At 64.1% G+C, this 17,033-nt stretch carries 21 protein-coding genes and 2 tRNA genes; 10 read left to right on the top strand and 13 right to left on the bottom strand.

Annotation, left to right across the window (positions count from 1 at the left end):
• Nucleotides 1-39: 39 nt before the first annotated feature.
• Together NLR35_RS00285 and NLR35_RS00280 are read left to right on the top strand one after the other, a co-directional pair.
• Nucleotides 40-681: a TetR/AcrR family transcriptional regulator gene (locus NLR35_RS00285; protein ID WP_257164570.1), complete on the top strand. Its 642-nt coding sequence runs from the start codon at nt 40-42 to the stop codon at nt 679-681.
• A 5-nt stretch (nt 682-686) separates the two neighbouring features.
• The gene (locus NLR35_RS00280) at nt 687-1,175 is read left to right on the top strand and encodes an Lrp/AsnC family transcriptional regulator (RefSeq protein ID WP_257164569.1); all 489 of its coding nucleotides are present in this window, start codon (nt 687-689) and stop codon (nt 1,173-1,175) included.
• A gap of 79 nt (nt 1,176-1,254) precedes the next feature.
• On the opposite strand, the gene NLR35_RS00275 is transcribed toward NLR35_RS00280, so the two are convergent.
• Entirely contained in the window at nt 1,255-1,560 is a 306-nt protein-coding gene (locus tag NLR35_RS00275) for an ETC complex I subunit (protein ID WP_257164568.1), read from the bottom strand.
• A gap of 226 nt (nt 1,561-1,786) precedes the next feature.
• On the opposite strand from NLR35_RS00275, the gene NLR35_RS00270 reads away from it, so the two are divergent.
• From NLR35_RS00270 to NLR35_RS00260, 3 genes are all read left to right on the top strand, one after another.
• Complete coding sequence (locus NLR35_RS00270) at nt 1,787-2,929, top strand: OpgC domain-containing protein (RefSeq protein WP_257164567.1); 1,143 nt, start codon at nt 1,787-1,789, stop codon at nt 2,927-2,929.
• Between the two features lie 176 nt (nt 2,930-3,105).
• Entirely contained in the window at nt 3,106-3,510 is a 405-nt protein-coding gene (locus NLR35_RS00265; protein ID WP_257164566.1) for a translational machinery protein, read from the top strand.
• Between the two features lie 681 nt (nt 3,511-4,191).
• Nucleotides 4,192-6,228, top strand: coding sequence for an acyltransferase family protein (locus tag NLR35_RS00260; RefSeq protein ID WP_257164565.1), 2,037 nt, complete (start codon nt 4,192-4,194; stop codon nt 6,226-6,228).
• A gap of 88 nt (nt 6,229-6,316) precedes the next feature.
• Here NLR35_RS00260 and NLR35_RS00255 read toward each other — a convergent pair.
• The 3 genes from NLR35_RS00255 to NLR35_RS00245 all read right to left on the bottom strand — a co-directional run bounded on the left by NLR35_RS00255 (nt 6,317) and on the right by NLR35_RS00245 (nt 8,172).
• A tRNA-Pro gene (locus NLR35_RS00255) sits at nt 6,317-6,393 on the bottom strand.
• A 167-nt stretch (nt 6,394-6,560) separates the two neighbouring features.
• Nucleotides 6,561-7,214, bottom strand: coding sequence for a cold-shock protein (locus NLR35_RS00250; RefSeq protein WP_257164564.1), 654 nt, complete (start codon nt 7,212-7,214; stop codon nt 6,561-6,563).
• A gap of 196 nt (nt 7,215-7,410) precedes the next feature.
• Nucleotides 7,411-8,172, bottom strand: coding sequence for a Sir2 family NAD-dependent protein deacetylase (locus NLR35_RS00245; protein WP_257164563.1), 762 nt, complete (start codon nt 8,170-8,172; stop codon nt 7,411-7,413).
• Nucleotides 8,173-8,517: 345 nt separating this feature from the next.
• Between NLR35_RS00245 and NLR35_RS00240 the strand changes: the two genes are divergently transcribed.
• Nucleotides 8,518-8,682 carry a hypothetical protein gene (locus NLR35_RS00240; RefSeq protein WP_172889778.1) on the top strand — a complete coding sequence of 55 codons (165 nt, stop codon included), beginning with the start codon at nt 8,518-8,520 and terminating at the stop codon, nt 8,680-8,682.
• Nucleotides 8,683-8,758: 76 nt separating this feature from the next.
• Here the strand turns inward: NLR35_RS00240 and NLR35_RS00235 are convergent, their stop codons facing one another.
• Nucleotides 8,759-9,043 (bottom strand): hypothetical protein, encoded by a 285-nt coding sequence (locus NLR35_RS00235; RefSeq protein ID WP_257164562.1) that lies wholly within the window; start codon nt 9,041-9,043, stop codon nt 8,759-8,761.
• A 146-nt stretch (nt 9,044-9,189) separates the two neighbouring features.
• Here NLR35_RS00235 and NLR35_RS00230 point away from each other — a divergent pair, with 146 nt between their 5' ends.
• Nucleotides 9,190-9,339: a hypothetical protein gene (locus NLR35_RS00230; RefSeq protein ID WP_257164561.1), complete on the top strand. Its 150-nt coding sequence runs from the start codon at nt 9,190-9,192 to the stop codon at nt 9,337-9,339.
• Between the two features lie 442 nt (nt 9,340-9,781).
• Here NLR35_RS00230 and NLR35_RS00225 read toward each other — a convergent pair whose 3' ends face one another.
• Nucleotides 9,782-10,084 carry an HU family DNA-binding protein gene (locus NLR35_RS00225; protein ID WP_006614754.1) on the bottom strand — a complete coding sequence of 101 codons (303 nt, stop codon included), beginning with the start codon at nt 10,082-10,084 and terminating at the stop codon, nt 9,782-9,784.
• Between the two features lie 580 nt (nt 10,085-10,664).
• Between NLR35_RS00225 and NLR35_RS00220 the strand changes: the two genes are divergently transcribed.
• On the top strand, nt 10,665-11,117 hold the full coding sequence (locus NLR35_RS00220) for a VOC family protein (protein ID WP_006614755.1): 453 nt from the start codon (nt 10,665-10,667) through the stop codon (nt 11,115-11,117).
• Between the two features lie 296 nt (nt 11,118-11,413).
• On the top strand, nt 11,414-12,055 hold the full coding sequence (locus tag NLR35_RS00215) for a glutathione S-transferase family protein (protein ID WP_257164560.1): 642 nt from the start codon (nt 11,414-11,416) through the stop codon (nt 12,053-12,055).
• A gap of 5 nt (nt 12,056-12,060) precedes the next feature.
• Here NLR35_RS00215 and NLR35_RS00210 read toward each other — a convergent pair whose 3' ends face one another.
• The 4 genes from NLR35_RS00210 to NLR35_RS00195 all read right to left on the bottom strand — a co-directional run bounded on the left by NLR35_RS00210 (nt 12,061) and on the right by NLR35_RS00195 (nt 13,405).
• Nucleotides 12,061-12,315, bottom strand: a complete 255-nt coding sequence (locus NLR35_RS00210) for a porin (RefSeq protein WP_257164559.1) — start codon at nt 12,313-12,315, stop codon at nt 12,061-12,063.
• Between the two features lie 47 nt (nt 12,316-12,362).
• Complete coding sequence (locus NLR35_RS00205) at nt 12,363-12,620, bottom strand: PilZ domain-containing protein (protein WP_257164558.1); 258 nt, start codon at nt 12,618-12,620, stop codon at nt 12,363-12,365.
• Nucleotides 12,621-12,778: 158 nt separating this feature from the next.
• Nucleotides 12,779-12,853, bottom strand: a tRNA-Glu gene (locus NLR35_RS00200).
• A gap of 219 nt (nt 12,854-13,072) precedes the next feature.
• Complete coding sequence (locus NLR35_RS00195) at nt 13,073-13,405, bottom strand: Rieske 2Fe-2S domain-containing protein (RefSeq protein WP_257164557.1); 333 nt, start codon at nt 13,403-13,405, stop codon at nt 13,073-13,075.
• A 207-nt stretch (nt 13,406-13,612) separates the two neighbouring features.
• Here NLR35_RS00195 and NLR35_RS00190 point away from each other — a divergent pair, with 207 nt between their 5' ends.
• Nucleotides 13,613-14,365 carry a hypothetical protein gene (locus tag NLR35_RS00190; protein WP_257164556.1) on the top strand — a complete coding sequence of 251 codons (753 nt, stop codon included), beginning with the start codon at nt 13,613-13,615 and terminating at the stop codon, nt 14,363-14,365.
• A 287-nt stretch (nt 14,366-14,652) separates the two neighbouring features.
• Here the strand turns inward: NLR35_RS00190 and NLR35_RS00185 are convergent, their stop codons facing one another.
• The 3 genes from NLR35_RS00185 to hemA all read right to left on the bottom strand — a co-directional run bounded on the left by NLR35_RS00185 (nt 14,653) and on the right by hemA (nt 16,935).
• A complete protein-coding gene (locus NLR35_RS00185) occupies nt 14,653-14,880 on the bottom strand; it encodes a hypothetical protein (RefSeq protein ID WP_257164555.1) in 228 nt (75 codons plus the stop codon).
• Nucleotides 14,881-14,982: 102 nt separating this feature from the next.
• Nucleotides 14,983-15,561, bottom strand: a complete 579-nt coding sequence (locus tag NLR35_RS00180; RefSeq protein ID WP_257164554.1) for a hemerythrin domain-containing protein — start codon at nt 15,559-15,561, stop codon at nt 14,983-14,985.
• Nucleotides 15,562-15,705: 144 nt separating this feature from the next.
• Nucleotides 15,706-16,935, bottom strand: a complete 1,230-nt coding sequence (gene hemA, locus NLR35_RS00175) for a 5-aminolevulinate synthase (protein WP_257164553.1) — start codon at nt 16,933-16,935, stop codon at nt 15,706-15,708.
• Nucleotides 16,936-17,033 lie beyond the last annotated feature (98 nt).

Genomic DNA, 17,033 nt, shown 5'->3' with positions numbered 1-17,033 from the left:
CCTGACGTCGCGGCGCGGAACGGGTCTGGCGAGGACGAGATGGCGCGCACGATCGGGTCACATGGTCCGACGACGATGGAGGCGATCCGCAAGGCCGGCCTGCGGCTGATCTTCGAGCACGGCTATGAGGCCATGAGCCTGCGCCAGCTCGCCGCCGAGGTCGGCATCCAGCCGGGCTCGCTCTACAATCACATCAGCACCAAGCAGGAGCTGCTGTCGCAGCTGATCCAGGACCACATCAACCACCTCCTGAGCGAGCTCGAGCTGGCGCTGAGGGACAAGCGGGGTGCCGTCGAACGCCTCAGAGCGTTCGTCGCCTTCCACGTCAGCTATCACATGACCCGGAAGCGCGAGGTCTTCATCGCCAATTCGGAGCTGCGCAGCCTCGAGCCGCGCAACTATGAGGCGGTGGTGGCGCTGCGCGGCGCCTATGAGCGCCGGCTCGCCGACATCCTCACCGATGGCGTTGCCGAAGGCGTGTTCGACGTGGATGACATCCAGGTCGCGACCTTTGCCATCATCGCGCTACTGACCGGGCTATGCAGCTGGTATCGTCCGGGCGGGCGGCTCACCAAGGACGCGATCATCGCGGCCCATGAGAAGCTCGTGCTCTCAGGCGTCATGCCGCACAGCGCGGCATCCCCATCGGGCGGTGACGGCAAAAGGGGCGAACAGGCATAAAGGCGATGGCAGAGCGCCCCGACCTCGACGAGATCGACCGCAGGATCCTCGCGGAGCTCCAGGCCGACGGTCGCATGCGCATCAACGAGCTGGCCGACCGCGTCGGCATCTCGCACCCGAACTGCCTGCGCCGGGTCCGCGCGCTGCGCGGCAGCGGCGTGATCAAGGCGTTCCGCGCCACGATCGACGAACGTGCGCTGGGCTATGAGGTGGTCTCGTTCGTGACGATCCAGCTCGAGAGCCAGAACCAGGCCACGCTGGCGGCGTTCGAGGCGGCGATCATGCCGCTGCCATGGGTGCAGCAATGCTGGCGGCTGTCGGGAGACGCGGACTTCCTGCTGAAATGCGTCTCGACCGGGGTCGAGGGCATGAGCCGGCAGCTGCGACAATTTGCTGCCCTGCCCGGCGTCCGCACCATCAGAAGCTTGCCGTCGCTCGGGCAGTCCAAGGACGGCGCCCTGCCGATCTCCGCGGCGGACGGTAGTCCCGATTAGGGATCAAAGACCCCGCCGGCCGACCCAGCCCCGGCCAGTCCGTCCAAGCTCAGTGGGTCCAAGCTCAGTGGGTCCAAGCTCAGTGGGTCCAAGGCTCGCCGCGGCGGAAGGAGAAGTTGTCGGCATAGGCGACCTGACGCTTCACCGGCTCCTTGGGCTCGATCACCTGGTACGGGATGCCCTTGCGCTCGCAATAGGCGATCGCCTCGTCCTTGCTGTCGAAGCGCAGGGTGACCTGCTGATTCATGTCCGACGACGACGTCCAGCCCATCAGCGGCTCGACCGCGCGCGGTTGCTCGGGCTCGTAATCCAGCTGCCAGTCGCGGGTCTTGGCCTTGCCCGATTGCATCGCGTTCTTGGCCGGTTTGAAAATGCGTGCGGTCATGGCTGGAAGAGCCTCTCGGAGCAGCGGTTCGTCATGCGTTTGGCGGAAACGGCCGGGATGGGGTACACGAATCCTTCAGCACGGAACGGTGATTCCCATCCTGGACGTGACCGTCTATCGTGCTCGTATAGTCATTCTGCTGTCCCGTGACAATCTCGCTCGACTGCTACCGCGCCTCCCTGATCCCCCGAACGTTTTCCATTCAAAACAGTGCGTTGAAGCGGCCATGAAAATCAATGCCACGCTGCCCGAGAGGGGGCGCGACCTTCGGCTGGACCTGTTTCGCGGGATTGCCAACTGGGCGATCTTCCTCGACCACATCCCCGACAATGTGGTGAACTGGATTACCACCCGCAATTACGGCTTCAGCGACGCCGCCGACCTGTTCGTCTTCATCTCCGGCTACACGGCCTCGTTCGTCTATGCCCGCATGATGATCGACCGCGGCTTCATCGTCGGCGCCACCCGGCTGTTCAAGCGGGTGTGGCAGCTCTACGTCGCCCACATCGTGCTGTTCGTCATTTATATTGTGGCCATCAGCTATCTCGCCACGCGCTTCGGCGTGTCGGAGATCATCGACGAGTTCAACGTGGCGGGCCTGGTCGACCACGCCAGCGACACCCTGGCGCAGGGCCTGATCCTGAAGTTCAAGCCGGTCAATCTCGACGTGCTGCCGCTCTACATCGTGCTGATGGGCTTCTTCCCGCCGGTGCTGTGGATGATGCTGCGCCAGCCCGACGTGACGATGATCGCCTCGATCGTGCTGTGGCTGGTCGCGCGGCAGATGGGTTGGAATTTCGCGGCCTATCCGGCGGGCACCTGGTATTTCAATCCGTATTGCTGGCAGGTGCTGTTCGTGTTCGGCTCATGGTGCGCGCTCGGCGGCGCCCGCCGCTCGATGGGCATCATCATGGCCCCGGCCACACTCTACTTCTGTCTCGCTTATCTGCTGCTCGCGCTTGTCATGACCATGGCCGGCCGCTTTCCGGACTATGGCACGATGCTGCCGCACTGGCTGTATTCGGCGTTCAACCCGAACGACAAGACCAACCTCGCCCCCTATCGGTTCCTGCATTTCGTGGTGATCGTGATCATGGTGATCCGCTTCGTGCCGAAGGAATGGCCGGGACTGGAGTGGAAGGGGTTCGATCCGCTGGTGGTCTGCGGCCAGCAGTCGCTGGCCGTGTTCTGCGTCGGCGTCTTCCTGTCCTTCATCGGTCATTTCACGCTGATGCTGAGCTCAGGCTCGCTGCTCGCCCAGATCCTTGTCAGCGCCGCCGGCATCGCGATCATGACGACGGTGGCCTATTACATCTCCTGGTCGAAGCGGCAGGACAAGCCGCTGCCGAAGCCGCCTGCTCCGAAATAGCCGGCCGAGACAAGCCGCCTTCGCGGCGGCGCATCGGTTGACCTGCATCAAGGGGCCCGGTTTCGGGCTCGCTAAGGTCCGCAGCACAAGAGAGGCCGCTTGCCGCGGCGCGCGCTTTCCGCAAGCGCGCCAGCCGCCACGGCGATTGCTGACAATTTGCTGACGAGGACCAGATCATGCCGACCCATTTCCACGCCGTCGTGTGGCTCGATCACAGCGAGGCGAAGCTGTTTCACATCGGCCTCACCGGCGCCGATGAGCTGACGCTGCATCCGCAGCTGCAGACCAAGCATCTGCATCACAAGGCCAACTCGATCGGCAGCGGCCATGCGGCGCCGGACAAGCACTTCCTTGAGGAGATCGCGCATGCGCTCAACGACGCCGGCGAGATCCTGATCATCGGTCCGGCCAGTGCCAAGACCGAGCTCGCCAAGTACCTGCACGAGAAACATCCCGCCATCGGCAAGCGTATCGTGGCCGTCGAGGCGGCCGATCATCCGACCGATCGGCAGATCGTCGCCTACGCCAAGCAGCACTTCAAGATGGCGCCGCCCCGCGTGATGACGGGCACCGCGGGCTGAGCATCGCCGCAACTGACGCAACGACCCGGCCGTTGCCGGATTGATTGCGCACTCTCATTTCACGCCGGCCGCCGATCGCGGCCGGCGTTGTCTTGACCAGCGATCTGAACCCGGCGGTGACGATACTCAGGACCGCGCCGGCACCTGCGCGATTGATTTGATTTAGCGCAAAGACGCGAAATCTCGATTGCGATGATGTGAGGGCTGGCGGATGTTCCTTCCCCGGATTCACCCGCACCACTTCGGATGCTCCCGGGTCTTGCCGCTGCGGGAGCATCCGAACTTTTTTCGTCGACCACGCCGGCCTGGACCGCCCATGCTGAGCATCCGGCACGGCCTTGCCGGTCGACAACCTCACTATCATTGATGCTGCCGCAGGCCCGGTCCTGCAGTTGCTGATGCCTGCCGAGCGCGCTCGCCATGCTCGCGCGAGTCATTCCCCTCGTGGCGGCAGCGAGAGCGACCCCATCGCCGGCCCATCGAGTCGTTCATCGCGTTTCTAAATCGGCACGCTATCGGCCTGAACTCGCCACATCAAAGGCAACACGACGTCGGCACCGCGGCGGGCTTGCGGCCCTTTGCGAGATCGCCAGCCATCCTCCGTCTTCGCCGTCGCGTTTCCAAATATTGCCATTCATTTCGCCTTGTGTCCGCGATGCGTTCGGTGTCGGGGTACGGAAGGTGCGGCTCAGTCAGATGCGTTTGTCATTCCGCGGCGACGTCGACTATCTCAGGGCCATCGCAGTCTTCTCGGTCATCGGATTCCACTACGACGTCCCGGGCTTCGGCGGCGGCTTCGTCGGAGTCGACATCTTCTTCGTCATTTCGGGATTCCTGATTTCGCGGCTGATCTGGGCCGACATCCGCGTCGATTCATTCTCGTTCGCGAATTTCTACGAGCGGCGCGCCAGACGACTCTTGCCGGCGCTCTACGTGGTTCTGCTCGCGACCGGCATCTGCGCGTGGCATCTCGCGCCGCCCCATGACTACCGCGCATTCTTCGAGAGCGCCGTCGCCACACTGCTGTTCGGATCGAATATCTACTTCTGGACCCAAGCCGGCTATTTCGACCTGCCGGGAATCAGCAAGGTCCTGCTTCATACCTGGTCGCTGTCGGTCGAAGAGCAGTTCTACTTCGTCTTTCCGCTGGCGACCTGGTTGTGGAGCAAGTGCTTTCGCGATCCTTCGTCGCGCTGGTCGCTGCTGCTCGTCGTCGGCGGTGCCGTGGGGCTTTGCGTCCTCGACGAGCTCATGATCAAGCAGCAGGCGCAGGCGGCGTTCTATCTGTCGCCGTTGCGGGCCTGGGAGTTTCTCATCGGCGGGGTGGTTTATCTCGCCGAACGCTGGTCGCCGTCGGACCTCCGGATCCGCTGTGCCCTCGCGTTGGCCGGCTTGGCGGCGATGCTGCTGCCCGTCGCCCTGTTCAGCCCGGAGACGCGCTTCCCTGGCGTGCATGCCCTGCTCCCATGTCTGGGCGCCGCGGTCTTCCTGTTCGCGTTCAACCGAGAGGGGGCGCGGCCGCCTTTGCCCGCCGAAGCCGCCCTCCTGTTTTTCGGCAAGATCTCCTACTCGCTCTACCTCTGGCACTGGCCGGTGTTCGTGCTCGGGACGGCAGCATTGCCGCGCGACTGGGCGACGGGGCCCCTATCGAGCGCCGTGTTCTTGCTCGGCTCCATCGTGCTCGCTGACGTGACCTATCGCCTGGTCGAAGCTCCCGCGCGCGCGACGGTCGTATGGAAGCATATGCGTGTCACCCGCCTGATTGCGGTGGCCTCGTCACTCCTGATCGCGATTGCTTCGGCCGGCATCATCGGCAACGGCTACCCCGATCGCTATCCGCAGGCGCAGCAGCGGATGCTGAGATATGATGCGGCAGCGCTCGTCCCGTACTACCGCCAGCACGTCTGCTTCCTCGATCGACAAGAGCCGATATCGGTCTATCGGAGCTCCGAATGCCTGGCGTTCGCCGGCGACAGGAAGAACGTGCTGATCGTCGGTGACAGCACCGCCGCTCACTATGTCCCCGCCCTCCAGGACTATTTCGCAACCACCCGCTATGAGCTGCTTCAGCTGAATTCTGCGGGCTGCGCGCCGCTCCTCGGAATGCGCCAGGAGGGATCGAGCAATTGTAACGAGGTCACCGCACGTATCGGCGAGCTGATCCGCAGCCGCCGGCTTTCAGCGATCATCATCTCAGCGCATTGGCGCGCCTACCTGCATCGGCAATTGCCGCCGCCCGCCGTGACCGCCAGCGAACGGTCCGATGATCCCGCGCCTGCACTCGACAGCTATCTCGGCGCGACCCTGGCGGCGGCGAGGGACGCAGATCTGCCCGTCCTGTTATTTGGTCCGTCGATCGAGTTTCCCGTGCCGCTCGCCAGCAGCCTGGTCAGCCGCGAACTCACTCACTTCCCACCCGACAAGTCGTTCATTGCACTCGAGGCGAGCTTCGCCGCCGATGACCATCTGAGGCAGCTGTCGCGCCGCTATGAGAACGTCAAATTCATCTCGGTGCTGCAGGCCGCGTGCCCGAACCGGATTTGCCCGCTGACGGCGAACACGGATACGCCGATCGTATGGGACACGCTTCACCTCACGCCGGAGGGGTCGCACTACGTCCTCGAGAGGCTCAAACCCCAACTCGACGGCTTTTTCCGCAGCGATGAAGAAGCGCCGTCTTCCCTTGGACCGAGAGCAGCGGCGGGCGCCCTCCAATGATCTCCGGTCCCGATTGCGCGCCCGGGCAACGACGGTTCGGCGACGTCAGAACCGATCGAGAAAAATGTAGGAGAATCAATGGTCCAGATGGTCGGGGCAGCTGGATTCGAACCAACGACCTGCAGTACCCAAAACTGCCGCGCTACCAGGCTGCGCTATACCCCGATGTCCTCGCAGGACCACTGTTGTGGAGTGACCACGTCACTACACGGTCGCGACGCCCGCAGCAAGCCGCAGGCGCGGCCCCCGGGCGCTCGGTCTGAAAAGCTCAATCCCAAGAACGACAAAGCCCCGGATCCCGGGGCTCTGCGAAAGCGATCGAGGCGGTCCGCTCAGTGCGAGGAAAGCGCCGGGGACCCCGCCTCGGGGTGGATCTCAGCGGCCATCATCCCCTTGGAGCCCGGCCCATAGCGGACCAGAACCCACTGGCCCGGACGCAGCTCGGTCATGCCGAAACGGCGCAGGGTCTCCATGTGGACGAAGATGTCCGGGCTGCCCTCACCGCAGGTGACGAAGCCGAAGCCGCGCAGACGGTTGAACCATTTGACCTGGGCCCGCTCCAATCCGCTGGTCGGTGTCACCGTCACATGGGTGCGCGGCGGCAGCATCTGCGCCGGATGGATCGCCGTCGACTCGTCCATCGAGACGATGCGGAAGGCCTGATAACCCTTCGCACGCTGGACGCACTCGACGACCAGACGGGCACCTTCATAGGCGGTCTGATAGCCATCGCGCCTGAGCACCGTGACGTGCAGCAGCACATCCGGCCAACCATTGTCGGGAACGATGAAGCCGTATCCCTTCGACGCGTCGAACCATTTGATGACGCCGCTGATTTCGACGAGGTTCTCGCCGAGACCAGCCAATGCGTCGATCGCCTGATCGCGTGCGATACCGCTCTGATAGTCAGCCCCGAGCCGATTTGGTGTAGCTACACCAGTAACCGGTACTCCAAGCTTCTTGGACTCAAATCCGTCCGACCCCATAACCCCGGACCTCACAGATGAATTGTGAGCCGCCACCCCTGCAACGGCATCTGCGCGTGCTCATCACTTATACCCAAGACGATTCACGCGAATCTCTCGAATCAAAGATAACATTCCCTCGTGCCGCGCATAGACAAAAATCGGATTCAGTGAGGCATATGAACAGACTTGCCGACAAAAATGCATCAATTTCCGTTCAATTACGGACGAACGAACCGAGCACTTCGCCGATGTCGTGGTGGATGACGAGGTCGGCAACGTCGTTCTGTTCGGTCGGTTCCCGGTTGATGATCACGAGTCGTGCACCCGCCTGCTTTGCCATCAATGGAAAGCCGGCCGCCGGCCATACAACCAGCGATGAGCCGATGGCGAGAAACAGATCGCAATGCTGCGCGAGCTCGGTCGCGCGCTGCATCTCATTGTCCGGCATCGCCTGACCGAACGAGACCGTCGCCGTCTTCACCGGCTCGGCGCATTCAGGACAATCCGGTGCGGCGCCCTCGGCGATGAACCGCTGCTGCACCCAATCGAGCTCATAGCGCTGCCCACATCCGATGCAGCGCGCATAGGTGGTGTTGCCATGCAGCTCGATGACGTGATCGGCGGCGAAGCCTGAGTCCTGGTGCAGGTTGTCGATGTTCTGGGTGATGACGGCGGGAATCTTTCCCGCCCTGTACAGCGTCGCAAGCGCACGGTGACCGCGGGCCGGCCGCGCCGCGGCAAACGTGTCCTGCATCGCAAAGCGCCGGCGCCAAGCTTCGTCGCGGGCGTCCTGGCTGGCGACGAACTCCTCGAAATGGATCGGCCGGTTACGCGTCCACAGCCCGCCCGGGGAGCGGAAATCGGGAATGCCGGCCTCTGTCGAAATACCCGCCCCGGTGAATGGCACGATCACGCGTGCGGCGGCGATCATGTCGCCAAGCCGGTTCACGCCATCCTGCAGATCGGATGCAATCATCAGCGGCGGCTCCCGCGCGTCACACATCGGATCATTCGCTTCCTCTCCTACCATGTCATGGCCTGCCGCCGACGACACTGAGTCAATCCTGCATCAGTCGGAACCGTGCGGTTCGCGCTGCAAGCGAGACGAGTCCCTGGCGAGCGTCTCTACCGCCGACAGAACAGATGCCAGTGCCTTGCCGCCGTCCCCCTCAGCAAAACCCGTGCATCATATCGTCCGGGGCGTGTCCCTCCGCAATCACGCCTCAATCGGACATCCACATCGCGCCAGCGATTCGCCAGGAAGTTTGTCACGCGTCTCATGGCTGGACTCGCCGGATAGCGACCGGAGCAGAGAGGATCCGTGGGACAGAACCAGACGCAGGACGATCGGCGCACTCAGGAGCGTGCCGAGATCACGGCCAGGATTGCGCAATTCAAGTCGACCCAGGACAGGTTCGCGCGCGAGCGCGAGCAGTTCGCGCGGGAGGCCTGGCGGAAGGCAAAGCGCGGCGAAGCCGCGGAATAGAGACGTATTCCGCAACACGAAGAAAAGCCCGGAGGCGCCTGCCGTCCGGGCTCTTCTTCTTTGGTCTGGCGCGCTCTTACCAGTGATGGCGCCAGTAATGGTGGCGGTGATAGTAGGGCCCGCCGTAATAGGCATACGGCCCCGGCCCATAGGCGTAGCGCGGACCGTAGTCGTAATAGCCGTAGCCCGGACCATAGTAGTAGGGATGCGAGGACGCGATGGCGCCAGCCGTCAATGCTCCCGCGGCGAGGCCGAATGCGAGGCCCGGTCCAAGGCCGCGCGCCTCAGCCGGCGCGGGGACGGCCAGCGCGGTGGCGGCAATGGCGCCTGCGGTGGCCAGAACAGCCAAAGTCTTTGTCATGGTCAATATCCTCCAATTCCGATGCGTCCAAACAACGCAGACGCCGGCGAATTGGTTGCAGGCGAAGCTCGACCAAGAGGCGCGACCCAGAGCAGCGGAACCGCCGGTAGCCGAGGACGTTCATTCCCGATCAAGGTGGATCGGTCATGGCATCCTGGCTGGAACTTCTGTTCAACATCATCGGCTATGGCGGCTTCGTCCTGATCGCCTCGCGTCACCACGGAGCGGAGACATCCGTCACAGGACTGGACGTGCGCGGCATCGAAACGGGCCCAGCTGGTCCGGATCGCCTATGAAGCCGCGGGTCCCACAGGCTCTCCACAGGTCATCCGCAGCATATCCACAGCCCGTCTCGTTCGATCTGAAGCCCCGAGTTCAATGGCTTGCTGCGCAATATCGCGGTCGTCGTCATCAGGGGGCTCTCCTGAGCCGGGCAGCTCGGGATGCCGTGTCCCGGCGGCCTGCCTGCGCCCCCCTGCGGCTCACCGAGCCGTTCTCGCGTCGGCCTTGAACCTTTTCACCGGGAGCCGAGACACATCAGTACTGGGGATTTCAGGGCCCAGTGTTCGAGGGTGGCGCCACGCGACGAAGATATTCCGTCGCGCTGGCGCTACTGTCGTTTCCGCGCCGAAGCGGCCGCACGGCGGCGCGTCAGGGCACAACACACCGACATGCAGCAACGAAAAAGGCCCCCTTTGCAGGGGGCCTCTGATCGCGATCACGACTGACGAAGTCTGATCAGGCGACCGCGTCCTTGGCGGCCTTGACCGGGCGGGCGCGCACGATCTTGCGGGCCGGCTTGGCCTTGAACATCATCTCTTCGCCGGTGAAGGGGTTGGTGCCCTTGCGCGCCTTGACGGCCGGCTTCTTGACGACGACGAACTTGGCGAAGCCCGGCACCAGGAACACGCCGTTCTTCTTCAGCTCCTTGTGGCCGACGTCGGTGAGCGTCTCCATGACGTTCTTGACGTCACGCTTGGACAGCTCGGTGGTGGTCGCAATCTTCTCGATCAGTTGCGACTTGGACAGTTGGGTAGCCATCGTATCTCCTTGTGATTGGTACCGGGCGATTGGTACAGATGAATGACGTGACGACTGCGCGGCTATCAGCGCATTGCTGCGCAGACTGGTCGGGGTTTTCTGGCTGCATTGCACAGCCGGGACTTCAGTCGTCTGGTGGTGTAGCACCCCGCGATTTTCGGGATTCTCCTGCATTTCAAGGGGCCCCGAAGCACCCACAGCGGCGCCAAAATTCCAACGGAGCGCGGAGAAGTCAAGCTGCGATGCCGATCGAATGGAGCATGCGATTCATTTTCCCCTATATTTCCAGGCATTTTCGATGCTGCTGCGTGATTTTGGTCGCACATCACCTGCAAAAAGCGCTGAAAAACCCGTATACGCCCGCATGGCGCGCGTTCGCCCGCGCTCCGAATCACGGCTGAAAACAGCGATTCGCAGCCTTCCGACCCGACCGCAGCGTCGTCGCGCGCCCCACAATTCCGCGCGAGCCGGCGTTACCGAAGGCCCGGGCGTGATGCGCAAACGAGGCGATTGCTGCTATGGATCGGCATCCGCAGGCGGCCGTTGAACAACCGCTTCAAGCTCAGGGAGACCAGGAACGATGCGTTATCTCCACACCATGCTGCGCGTGCGCAATCTCGACGTCGCGCTTAAGTTCTATTCCGATGCGCTCGGCCTCAAGGAGGTGCGCCGGATCGACAATGACAAGGGCCGCTTCACCCTGGTGTTTCTCTGCGCACCCGAAGATGAACACCTGCTGAAGAGCCTGCCCTCGACGCGCGGCGCGCCGCTGGTCGAGCTGACCTACAATTGGGACGAGGAGAAATACGGCGAGGATCGCTTCTTCGGCCATCTCGCCTATGAGGTCGACGACATCTATGCCACCTGCGATCGGCTGATGAAGCTCGGCGTCACCATCAACCGGCCGCCGCGCGACGGCAACATGGCCTTCGTCCGCTCGCCCGACCTGCACTCGATCGAGCTGCTGCAGAAGGGCGAGCCGAAGGCGCCGGCCGAGCCGTGGCTGTCGATGCCGAACACCGGCCACTGGTAGGCACATCGCAATCGTCCGCACACAGGTCCGGAACATCGAGGCCACCCTCGCGTTGTCGCTCCGATTGACGGTGAGGATACGAGGAGGCCGAGATGGGTCGAGGAATTCTACTGTGGTTGTTGGGCGTGCCGATCCCGGTGATCATTCTGCTGTGGCTGTTCTTCGGCCGCTGATGGCCGGGAACGACTGAGAGACTGATCGCGCGCGACGCGTTCAACCGAAAAGCCCCGCCAAAAGCGGGGCTTTTTGCGTGAGATGCGCTATGACGATCAGCAGAAAAAACACAGGAGCCGCACGTGCCCACCGCGACGCAATTGACGATCTGGGGCCGCATCAATTCGGTCAACGTGCAGAAGGTGCTGTGGTGTCTCGCCGAGCTCGATCTCGACTACGAGCGCATCGATGCCGGCATGCAGTTCGGCCGCAACAACGAGGCGGACTATCTCGCGATGAATCCCAACGGCCGCATCCCGACGCTGGTCGACGGTGATTTCGTGCTGTGGGAGAGCAATGCGATCATGCGCTATCTCTGCCTGGCCTATGGCGGTGACACCCTGCTCTATCCCGCGCAGCCGCGTCACCGCGCCGCAATCGAGCGCTGGCTCGACTGGACGCTATCGACGGTGCAGCCGACCGAGCGCCCGCTATTTTGGGGCTTGGTGCGCACCCCGCCCGCGCAGCGCGACATGATCGCACTGCAAAAGGCCGCCGACGAGGCCGCGACGATGTGGCGCGTCCTCGACGCGCATCTGGCCACGCGCAGCCATGTCGAAGCGGAGAGCTTCACGCTCGCGGACCTCGCGCTCGGCGCCTACGCGCGGCGCTGGTTCGGCGTCGAGGGCGTCGAGAAGCCGGAGCTGCCGAACCTGACCCGCTGGTACGAACGCATCGCGCAACGGCCGGCCTTCATCCGCCACGTCGCGCCGCCGCTGTCGTAAGGCCGTCAGCGCCCGACGGACGTGCCTGTCTCGAGGCGCAGCGCCCCGCCGACCTTCACGCAGGTGTCCGTGCCTTCGACGCGGACGAAGTTCGCGCCGTAGGACGCGCAGGGATTGCTGGTGACGGCGCCAGGGCGAGCTACAGGCTTGCTGGGTGCAGCCGCCTTCGGTTCCAACAGCGATGAGCCCGGCGAGCCGGCGGATGCGACGGTCGCGATGGCCAGCCACACGATCGCGCCGAGAAGGAAAGACCTGCACATGTCAGCTTGATAGCGCCGATGTCGCCGGGACGCGATGGCGCGAGGCGCTATTTGCCGATGAACTTGACGCCGACCGAGGCGCCGCGGCGCCAGACCACCTGGCACAGGCGGCCGGTGCGCGCGTCCCGGGCGAAAGCGAGCCGGATCGTGGCGGGCAGCGCCGCCGCATCTTCCAGGGTCAACTTGGCGCCGGCGCTGGAGATGTCCTGGACCAGGCAGTGACGCACCGCGAATCCGCCTTCCAGCGTGATCCACGCCGGCTGCTTCATCGACTTGCGGGCTTCCCGCTTCTTGGGTGCGGCCATCTTCCTGCTCCTGCTCGCCCGCTGCAGTACGGCAAGGACCCTAATGGACGGTTGACCGGATCGAAGAGCAGCTGCGCTGCGTCGACACAGCAGGCCATCGACCGGCAATGTCGATGGCGGGGATGGTATTCGGAGGGGTGAGAAAGACAGACGCCGAGTGGCGCTCCCTAGCGGAATCGAACCGCTCTCTCCACCGTGAAAGGGTGGCGTCCTAACCGATAGACGAAGGGAGCAAGACGTACGATGTGACGGAGACACCCAGTCCCCGGCGCCACCGCCGTTTGCACGCTCAAGGAAAAACCGTCAACAAAACAGCAGCTTGTGGCTGTGATCTGCGAGGTCGGCTGAACCGCCAAAGGTGATTCCGTGCCGCGCGCGGCGAACGTATAGAGGCGTTTGCCCGCCCGGGCAAGCCGCCCGTGAGCGTCTTTACCGGTCCCGTCACGCCATGCTCAACGCGCCGCAAACAGCGGCGAGATCCCCGCAGTGTCGATATAGACCACGCCGTCCTCGACCTTGACCGGATACTCGGCCAACGCGCTCTCGGGCGGATGCAACGGCTCGCCCGTCAGGGCGTCCCACGTCCAGTTGTGCACGGGGCAGCTCAGCACGCGACCGTCGAAGCCGGCCTCCTCCATCGGCGCCGCCGTGTGCGGGCATACGCCCTGGAACGCCTTGAGCTCTCCATTGTCGGGCCAGGCGAGAATGATGAGCTGGGCATCGGCGATGACGAGGCGCATCCCGCCTTCGTCGATCGTGTCGGCCTTGCAGACGCGGGTGAACATGCGCGGGCCTTCTCCGTCGTGTGTCGCGGTGATTGCAGATGACGGCCGGAGCAAGACTCGTTCCGCTGCGCTTCGTCTCGACGCGCGCCGCAAGACGATGGCACCCTTCTTGCTGCCTCGCTGTCGAGATCTCGCTGGACGCGTCGTCCTGTCGCAAACGCGACAGGACGACCGTCGCGGCAGCGGGCAGCGGCGGCGGAGTGCGACATGACCGACATGACGGAGCTGAGGACACGCAAGGAGCCGCTCAACCTCGCCATCGTCCATGTCGATCCCGATGCCTTCATCGCCCATCTGATGGGCTGGCTCGAGATCACCGCCTTCATCAAGGCCCAGCGCAGCGGCGAGGCCACTGTGCCCGCGGACGGCAAGACACCGGCTTTATCGCCCGCGCAGCTCAAGACGGGCGGCGTGCACGAGGTCGGCAACGACGCGCTGTTTGCGTTCGCGATGACGGCGGCATTGAAGGGCGACAAGGCTGCGGTCGACAAGGTGGAGACCGCCCTGCTCGACCAGATGGGCCAGGATTTTCCCGGCTCGTTCGCGCTCTGGCACTTCCGAACCACGATCGATGCGCCGACCACGCTGGATGATTTCGTCGGCCAGGCCGGCAAGAAGATGCTCGCGGGCGATCTGCCGCCGCCCCCGCTGCGCGCCAAGGAATATTGGAGCGCGGGCCTGCGCTTCTTCGAGAAGGCGCGCAAATCCAACTTCATCCATGAGATCATGTATCCGCTGGCGAAATGGACGCGGGCACGCTGGACCGAGACCGCCGACAAGGGCGTCGCATTCCTGCATCACATCGAGGACAACGTCCCGGTGCTGCGCGAGGTGCTGGAGGAGCAGCGCAACGACCAGGCGTTCATTGCCAATGTGCTGCTGAAGCTCGCGCCGGCCGTCGACATGGAGCTGAACGAGGAATACCAGGGCTTCCTGCGCTCGCTGGCGCGGCGCAACTGAGCAAGCGACGTGGAAGCAGCCTTCGCAGCGCAGCCGACGCAAAAAGGCCGGCGGGCGTTACGCCGCCGGCCTCTTGTCGCGACTGCCGGCTCCGGCCGTCCGGTTCCGTCGCACTCCTGGGGGAGTATGCGAACAGGGTCGCGCGGCCTGGTTAATGATGACTTAACGGAGGATGCGCAAAGCGAGGCGACAGACGAAACTGCACGTCTGCCGGGCACCGCACGCAATCAGGGTTACCCGCTCGCTCATCGGCGGGTCGGGATTCTGAGATTGAGCACCGACGGCTCTCAACTCAAAATCAACGCGCGCTTCTTCTCGCGGCGCAGCGCGCGCTCCTGGCAGCCCGACAGACGGACGAACTCCTGCGGGTGGATGTCGTAGCCCTGACAGCCGAAGGCGCTCTGCTGCGACATCGGCGTCTGTGCCGGACCGTCCGGCCGCTCGCCGCTCCGATCACCCCTGGCTCCGGCCAACGAAGCCCGGCCCGGATCGAGCCCTGTATTCAACGCGGTCATAGCCAACTCCGTGAAAGAGTGCCTGCCCCCAACGGTTGGGAACTATAGCCCTCTGGATATCAGGTGCAATTGAGACAAAGCGTCCGTGAGGCAGCGTGCCCCTCAGCGCGCGGCGGTGCGCGCCTGCTCCGCCTCCTGCTCCCAGCGCAGGATGGTCCGCTCGAGGTTGTGGAATTTTTCCGCGACGTCGCCGTCGAACAGCGGGTCCTTGCGGTCGGACATGCGGGTGTCGATGTCGGCCCAATCCTCCGGCTGCAGCGCGCGCAAGGCCGCCGGAAACAGCAGCGTCTCCTCCTTGCGCAGATGCTCGCGCTGGCTGTCGATGAACTCGAGGACGGCGGCGTGGAAGCTCTCGCGCAGAATCTCCTGGTCGGACAGCACGGCGTTGACCGCGTCGGCAAAGCCCCGCAGCCGCTGCGCCTCGGTCTCGTGCTCGTCGTCGACATCGCCATAGGTCGCGGCAGCCGCCGGATCGCGCGTACGCAACTTGCCGAAGATCATCTCCTCCTTGGGATGATGACAGCGCTGCGGATAGTCCTCGAAATAGGCGATGATGCTCTGAAGGATGTCGTAGTCGGGCCGCCGATTATGATCGAACAGCTCCAGTTCGTGCTCAAGCACCGAAAGAAGCTTCTCGAGGTTCTGGTGCTCCTGCAACAGCGCTTCGATGATCTTTGCCATGGCTGCCTCTTTGCGCCGGGCCGGGTTCTGCCGAACCGGCATGCTCCCCTGATCGCAAAAGATTACGCCCGCGCGGGCGCGGGCGGCATTGCGGCAGATCAAACTGACAGGTGGACCTGACAGGCCAAAAGGACAGCCGGCGGCTTACTCCGCTGCCAGCGCCTGCGGCGCGCGCGCCAGGCCGAGCCGGTCCCAGACGTCGACCAGCGCCTCGGCCAGCGCATCGATCAGGCCGTCGTCATGGTAGGGCGATGGGGTGATCCGCAGCCGCTCCAGGCCGCGCGGCACGGTCGGGTAGTTGATCGGCTGGATGTAGATGCCGTGCTCGGCCAGCAGCAGGTCGGAGGCCGTCTTGCACTTCTCGGGATCGCCGACATGCACCGGCACGATGTGGGTATCGGAGGGCATCACCGGCAGGCCGGAGGCATTCAGCACCGCCTTGAGCCGGGCGGCGCGGTCCTGATGGCGGTCGCGCTCCCATTGCGAGGTCTTCAGGTGCCGGATCGCGGCGGTCGCGGCGGCGCAGACCGGCGGCGGCAGCGCAGTCGTGAAGATGAAGCCGGGGGCATAGGACCGGACGGCGTCGATCAGGTTGGCGTTGGCTGCGATATAGCCGCCGAGGCAGCCATAGGCCTTGGCGAGCGTGCCTTCGAGGATGTCGATGCGGGCCATCGCGCCGTCGCGCTCGGCAATGCCGCCGCCGCGCGGGCCGTACATGCCGACGGCATGAACTTCGTCGACGTAAGTCAGCGCGCCATAGCGCTCGGCGAGATCACAGATGCGATGCAGCGGCGCGACGTCGCCATCCATCGAATACAGGCTCTCGCAGACGATCAGCTTGGGCCGGTCCGGATCGGCGGCGCGCAAGAGCTCTTCGAGATGGGCGAGATCATTGTGCCGCCACACCTGCTTCTCACAGCCTGCCTTGCGGACGCCCTCGATCATCGAATTGTGGTTGAGCGCATCCGACAGCAACAGGCAGTTCGGCAAGAGCTTTGCGATCGTCGAGATGCCGGTCTCGTTGGAGACGTAGCCGGAGGTGAACACCAGCGCGGCTTGCTTGCCGTGGAGATCGGCGAGCTCACGCTCCAGCTCGATCAGCGGATGATTGGTGCCGGCGATGTTGCGGGTGCCGCCGGCGCCGGTCCCCATGCGCGCGGCAACGTCGACCATGGCGCCGATCACCTTCGGGTGCTGGCCCATGCCGAGATAGTCGTTGGAGCACCAGATCACGACGTCCTTCGGGCCGTCAGGCGAATGCCAGATAGCCCGCGGAAAACGGCCGGCGAGACGTTCGAGATCGGCGAAGACGCGGTAGCGGCTTTCCTGGTGCAGCTGGTCGAGGGCGCGGTCGAAATAGCTGTCGTAGTTCATCACCTGATCCGTCCTTCCCCTGCCCGGCGGCCCGACGCCAGCGTTCCAGCGCGCCTTTAAAGGTCTGTTCGGCTGGGACAAAAGCCCAGTTCGGAAGG

The organism is Bradyrhizobium sp. SRS-191 (genome assembly GCF_024586915.1).
GTDB lineage: Bacteria > Pseudomonadota > Alphaproteobacteria > Rhizobiales > Xanthobacteraceae > Bradyrhizobium.
The sequence above is the reverse complement of the archived record's forward strand: the minus strand, read 5'-3'. Positions and strand labels throughout refer to the sequence as shown.

Bases quoted from the DNA above. Each gene is read 5' to 3' on its own strand.
- NLR35_RS00285 (WP_257164570.1), top strand. From the start codon at position 40: ATGGCGCGCACGATCGGGTCACATGGTCCGACGACGATGGAGGCGATC.
- NLR35_RS00280 (WP_257164569.1), top strand. From the start codon at position 687: ATGGCAGAGCGCCCCGACCTCGACGAGATCGACCGCAGGATCCTCGCG.
- NLR35_RS00275 (WP_257164568.1), bottom strand. From the start codon at position 1,560: ATGACCGCACGCATTTTCAAACCGGCCAAGAACGCGATGCAATCGGGC.
- NLR35_RS00270 (WP_257164567.1), top strand. From the start codon at position 1,787: ATGAAAATCAATGCCACGCTGCCCGAGAGGGGGCGCGACCTTCGGCTG.
- NLR35_RS00265 (WP_257164566.1), top strand. From the start codon at position 3,106: ATGCCGACCCATTTCCACGCCGTCGTGTGGCTCGATCACAGCGAGGCG.
- NLR35_RS00250 (WP_257164564.1), bottom strand. From the start codon at position 7,214: ATGGGGTCGGACGGATTTGAGTCCAAGAAGCTTGGAGTACCGGTTACT.
- NLR35_RS00245 (WP_257164563.1), bottom strand. From the start codon at position 8,172: ATGATTGCATCCGATCTGCAGGATGGCGTGAACCGGCTTGGCGACATG.
- NLR35_RS00235 (WP_257164562.1), bottom strand. From the start codon at position 9,043: ATGACAAAGACTTTGGCTGTTCTGGCCACCGCAGGCGCCATTGCCGCC.
- NLR35_RS00230 (WP_257164561.1), top strand. From the start codon at position 9,190: ATGGCATCCTGGCTGGAACTTCTGTTCAACATCATCGGCTATGGCGGC.
- NLR35_RS00225 (WP_006614754.1), bottom strand. From the start codon at position 10,084: ATGGCTACCCAACTGTCCAAGTCGCAACTGATCGAGAAGATTGCGACC.
- NLR35_RS00220 (WP_006614755.1), top strand. From the start codon at position 10,665: ATGCGTTATCTCCACACCATGCTGCGCGTGCGCAATCTCGACGTCGCG.
- NLR35_RS00210 (WP_257164559.1), bottom strand. From the start codon at position 12,315: ATGTGCAGGTCTTTCCTTCTCGGCGCGATCGTGTGGCTGGCCATCGCG.
- NLR35_RS00205 (WP_257164558.1), bottom strand. From the start codon at position 12,620: ATGGCCGCACCCAAGAAGCGGGAAGCCCGCAAGTCGATGAAGCAGCCG.
- NLR35_RS00195 (WP_257164557.1), bottom strand. From the start codon at position 13,405: ATGTTCACCCGCGTCTGCAAGGCCGACACGATCGACGAAGGCGGGATG.
- NLR35_RS00190 (WP_257164556.1), top strand. From the start codon at position 13,613: ATGACCGACATGACGGAGCTGAGGACACGCAAGGAGCCGCTCAACCTC.
- NLR35_RS00185 (WP_257164555.1), bottom strand. From the start codon at position 14,880: ATGACCGCGTTGAATACAGGGCTCGATCCGGGCCGGGCTTCGTTGGCC.
- NLR35_RS00180 (WP_257164554.1), bottom strand. From the start codon at position 15,561: ATGGCAAAGATCATCGAAGCGCTGTTGCAGGAGCACCAGAACCTCGAG.
- hemA (WP_257164553.1), bottom strand. From the start codon at position 16,935: ATGAACTACGACAGCTATTTCGACCGCGCCCTCGACCAGCTGCACCAG.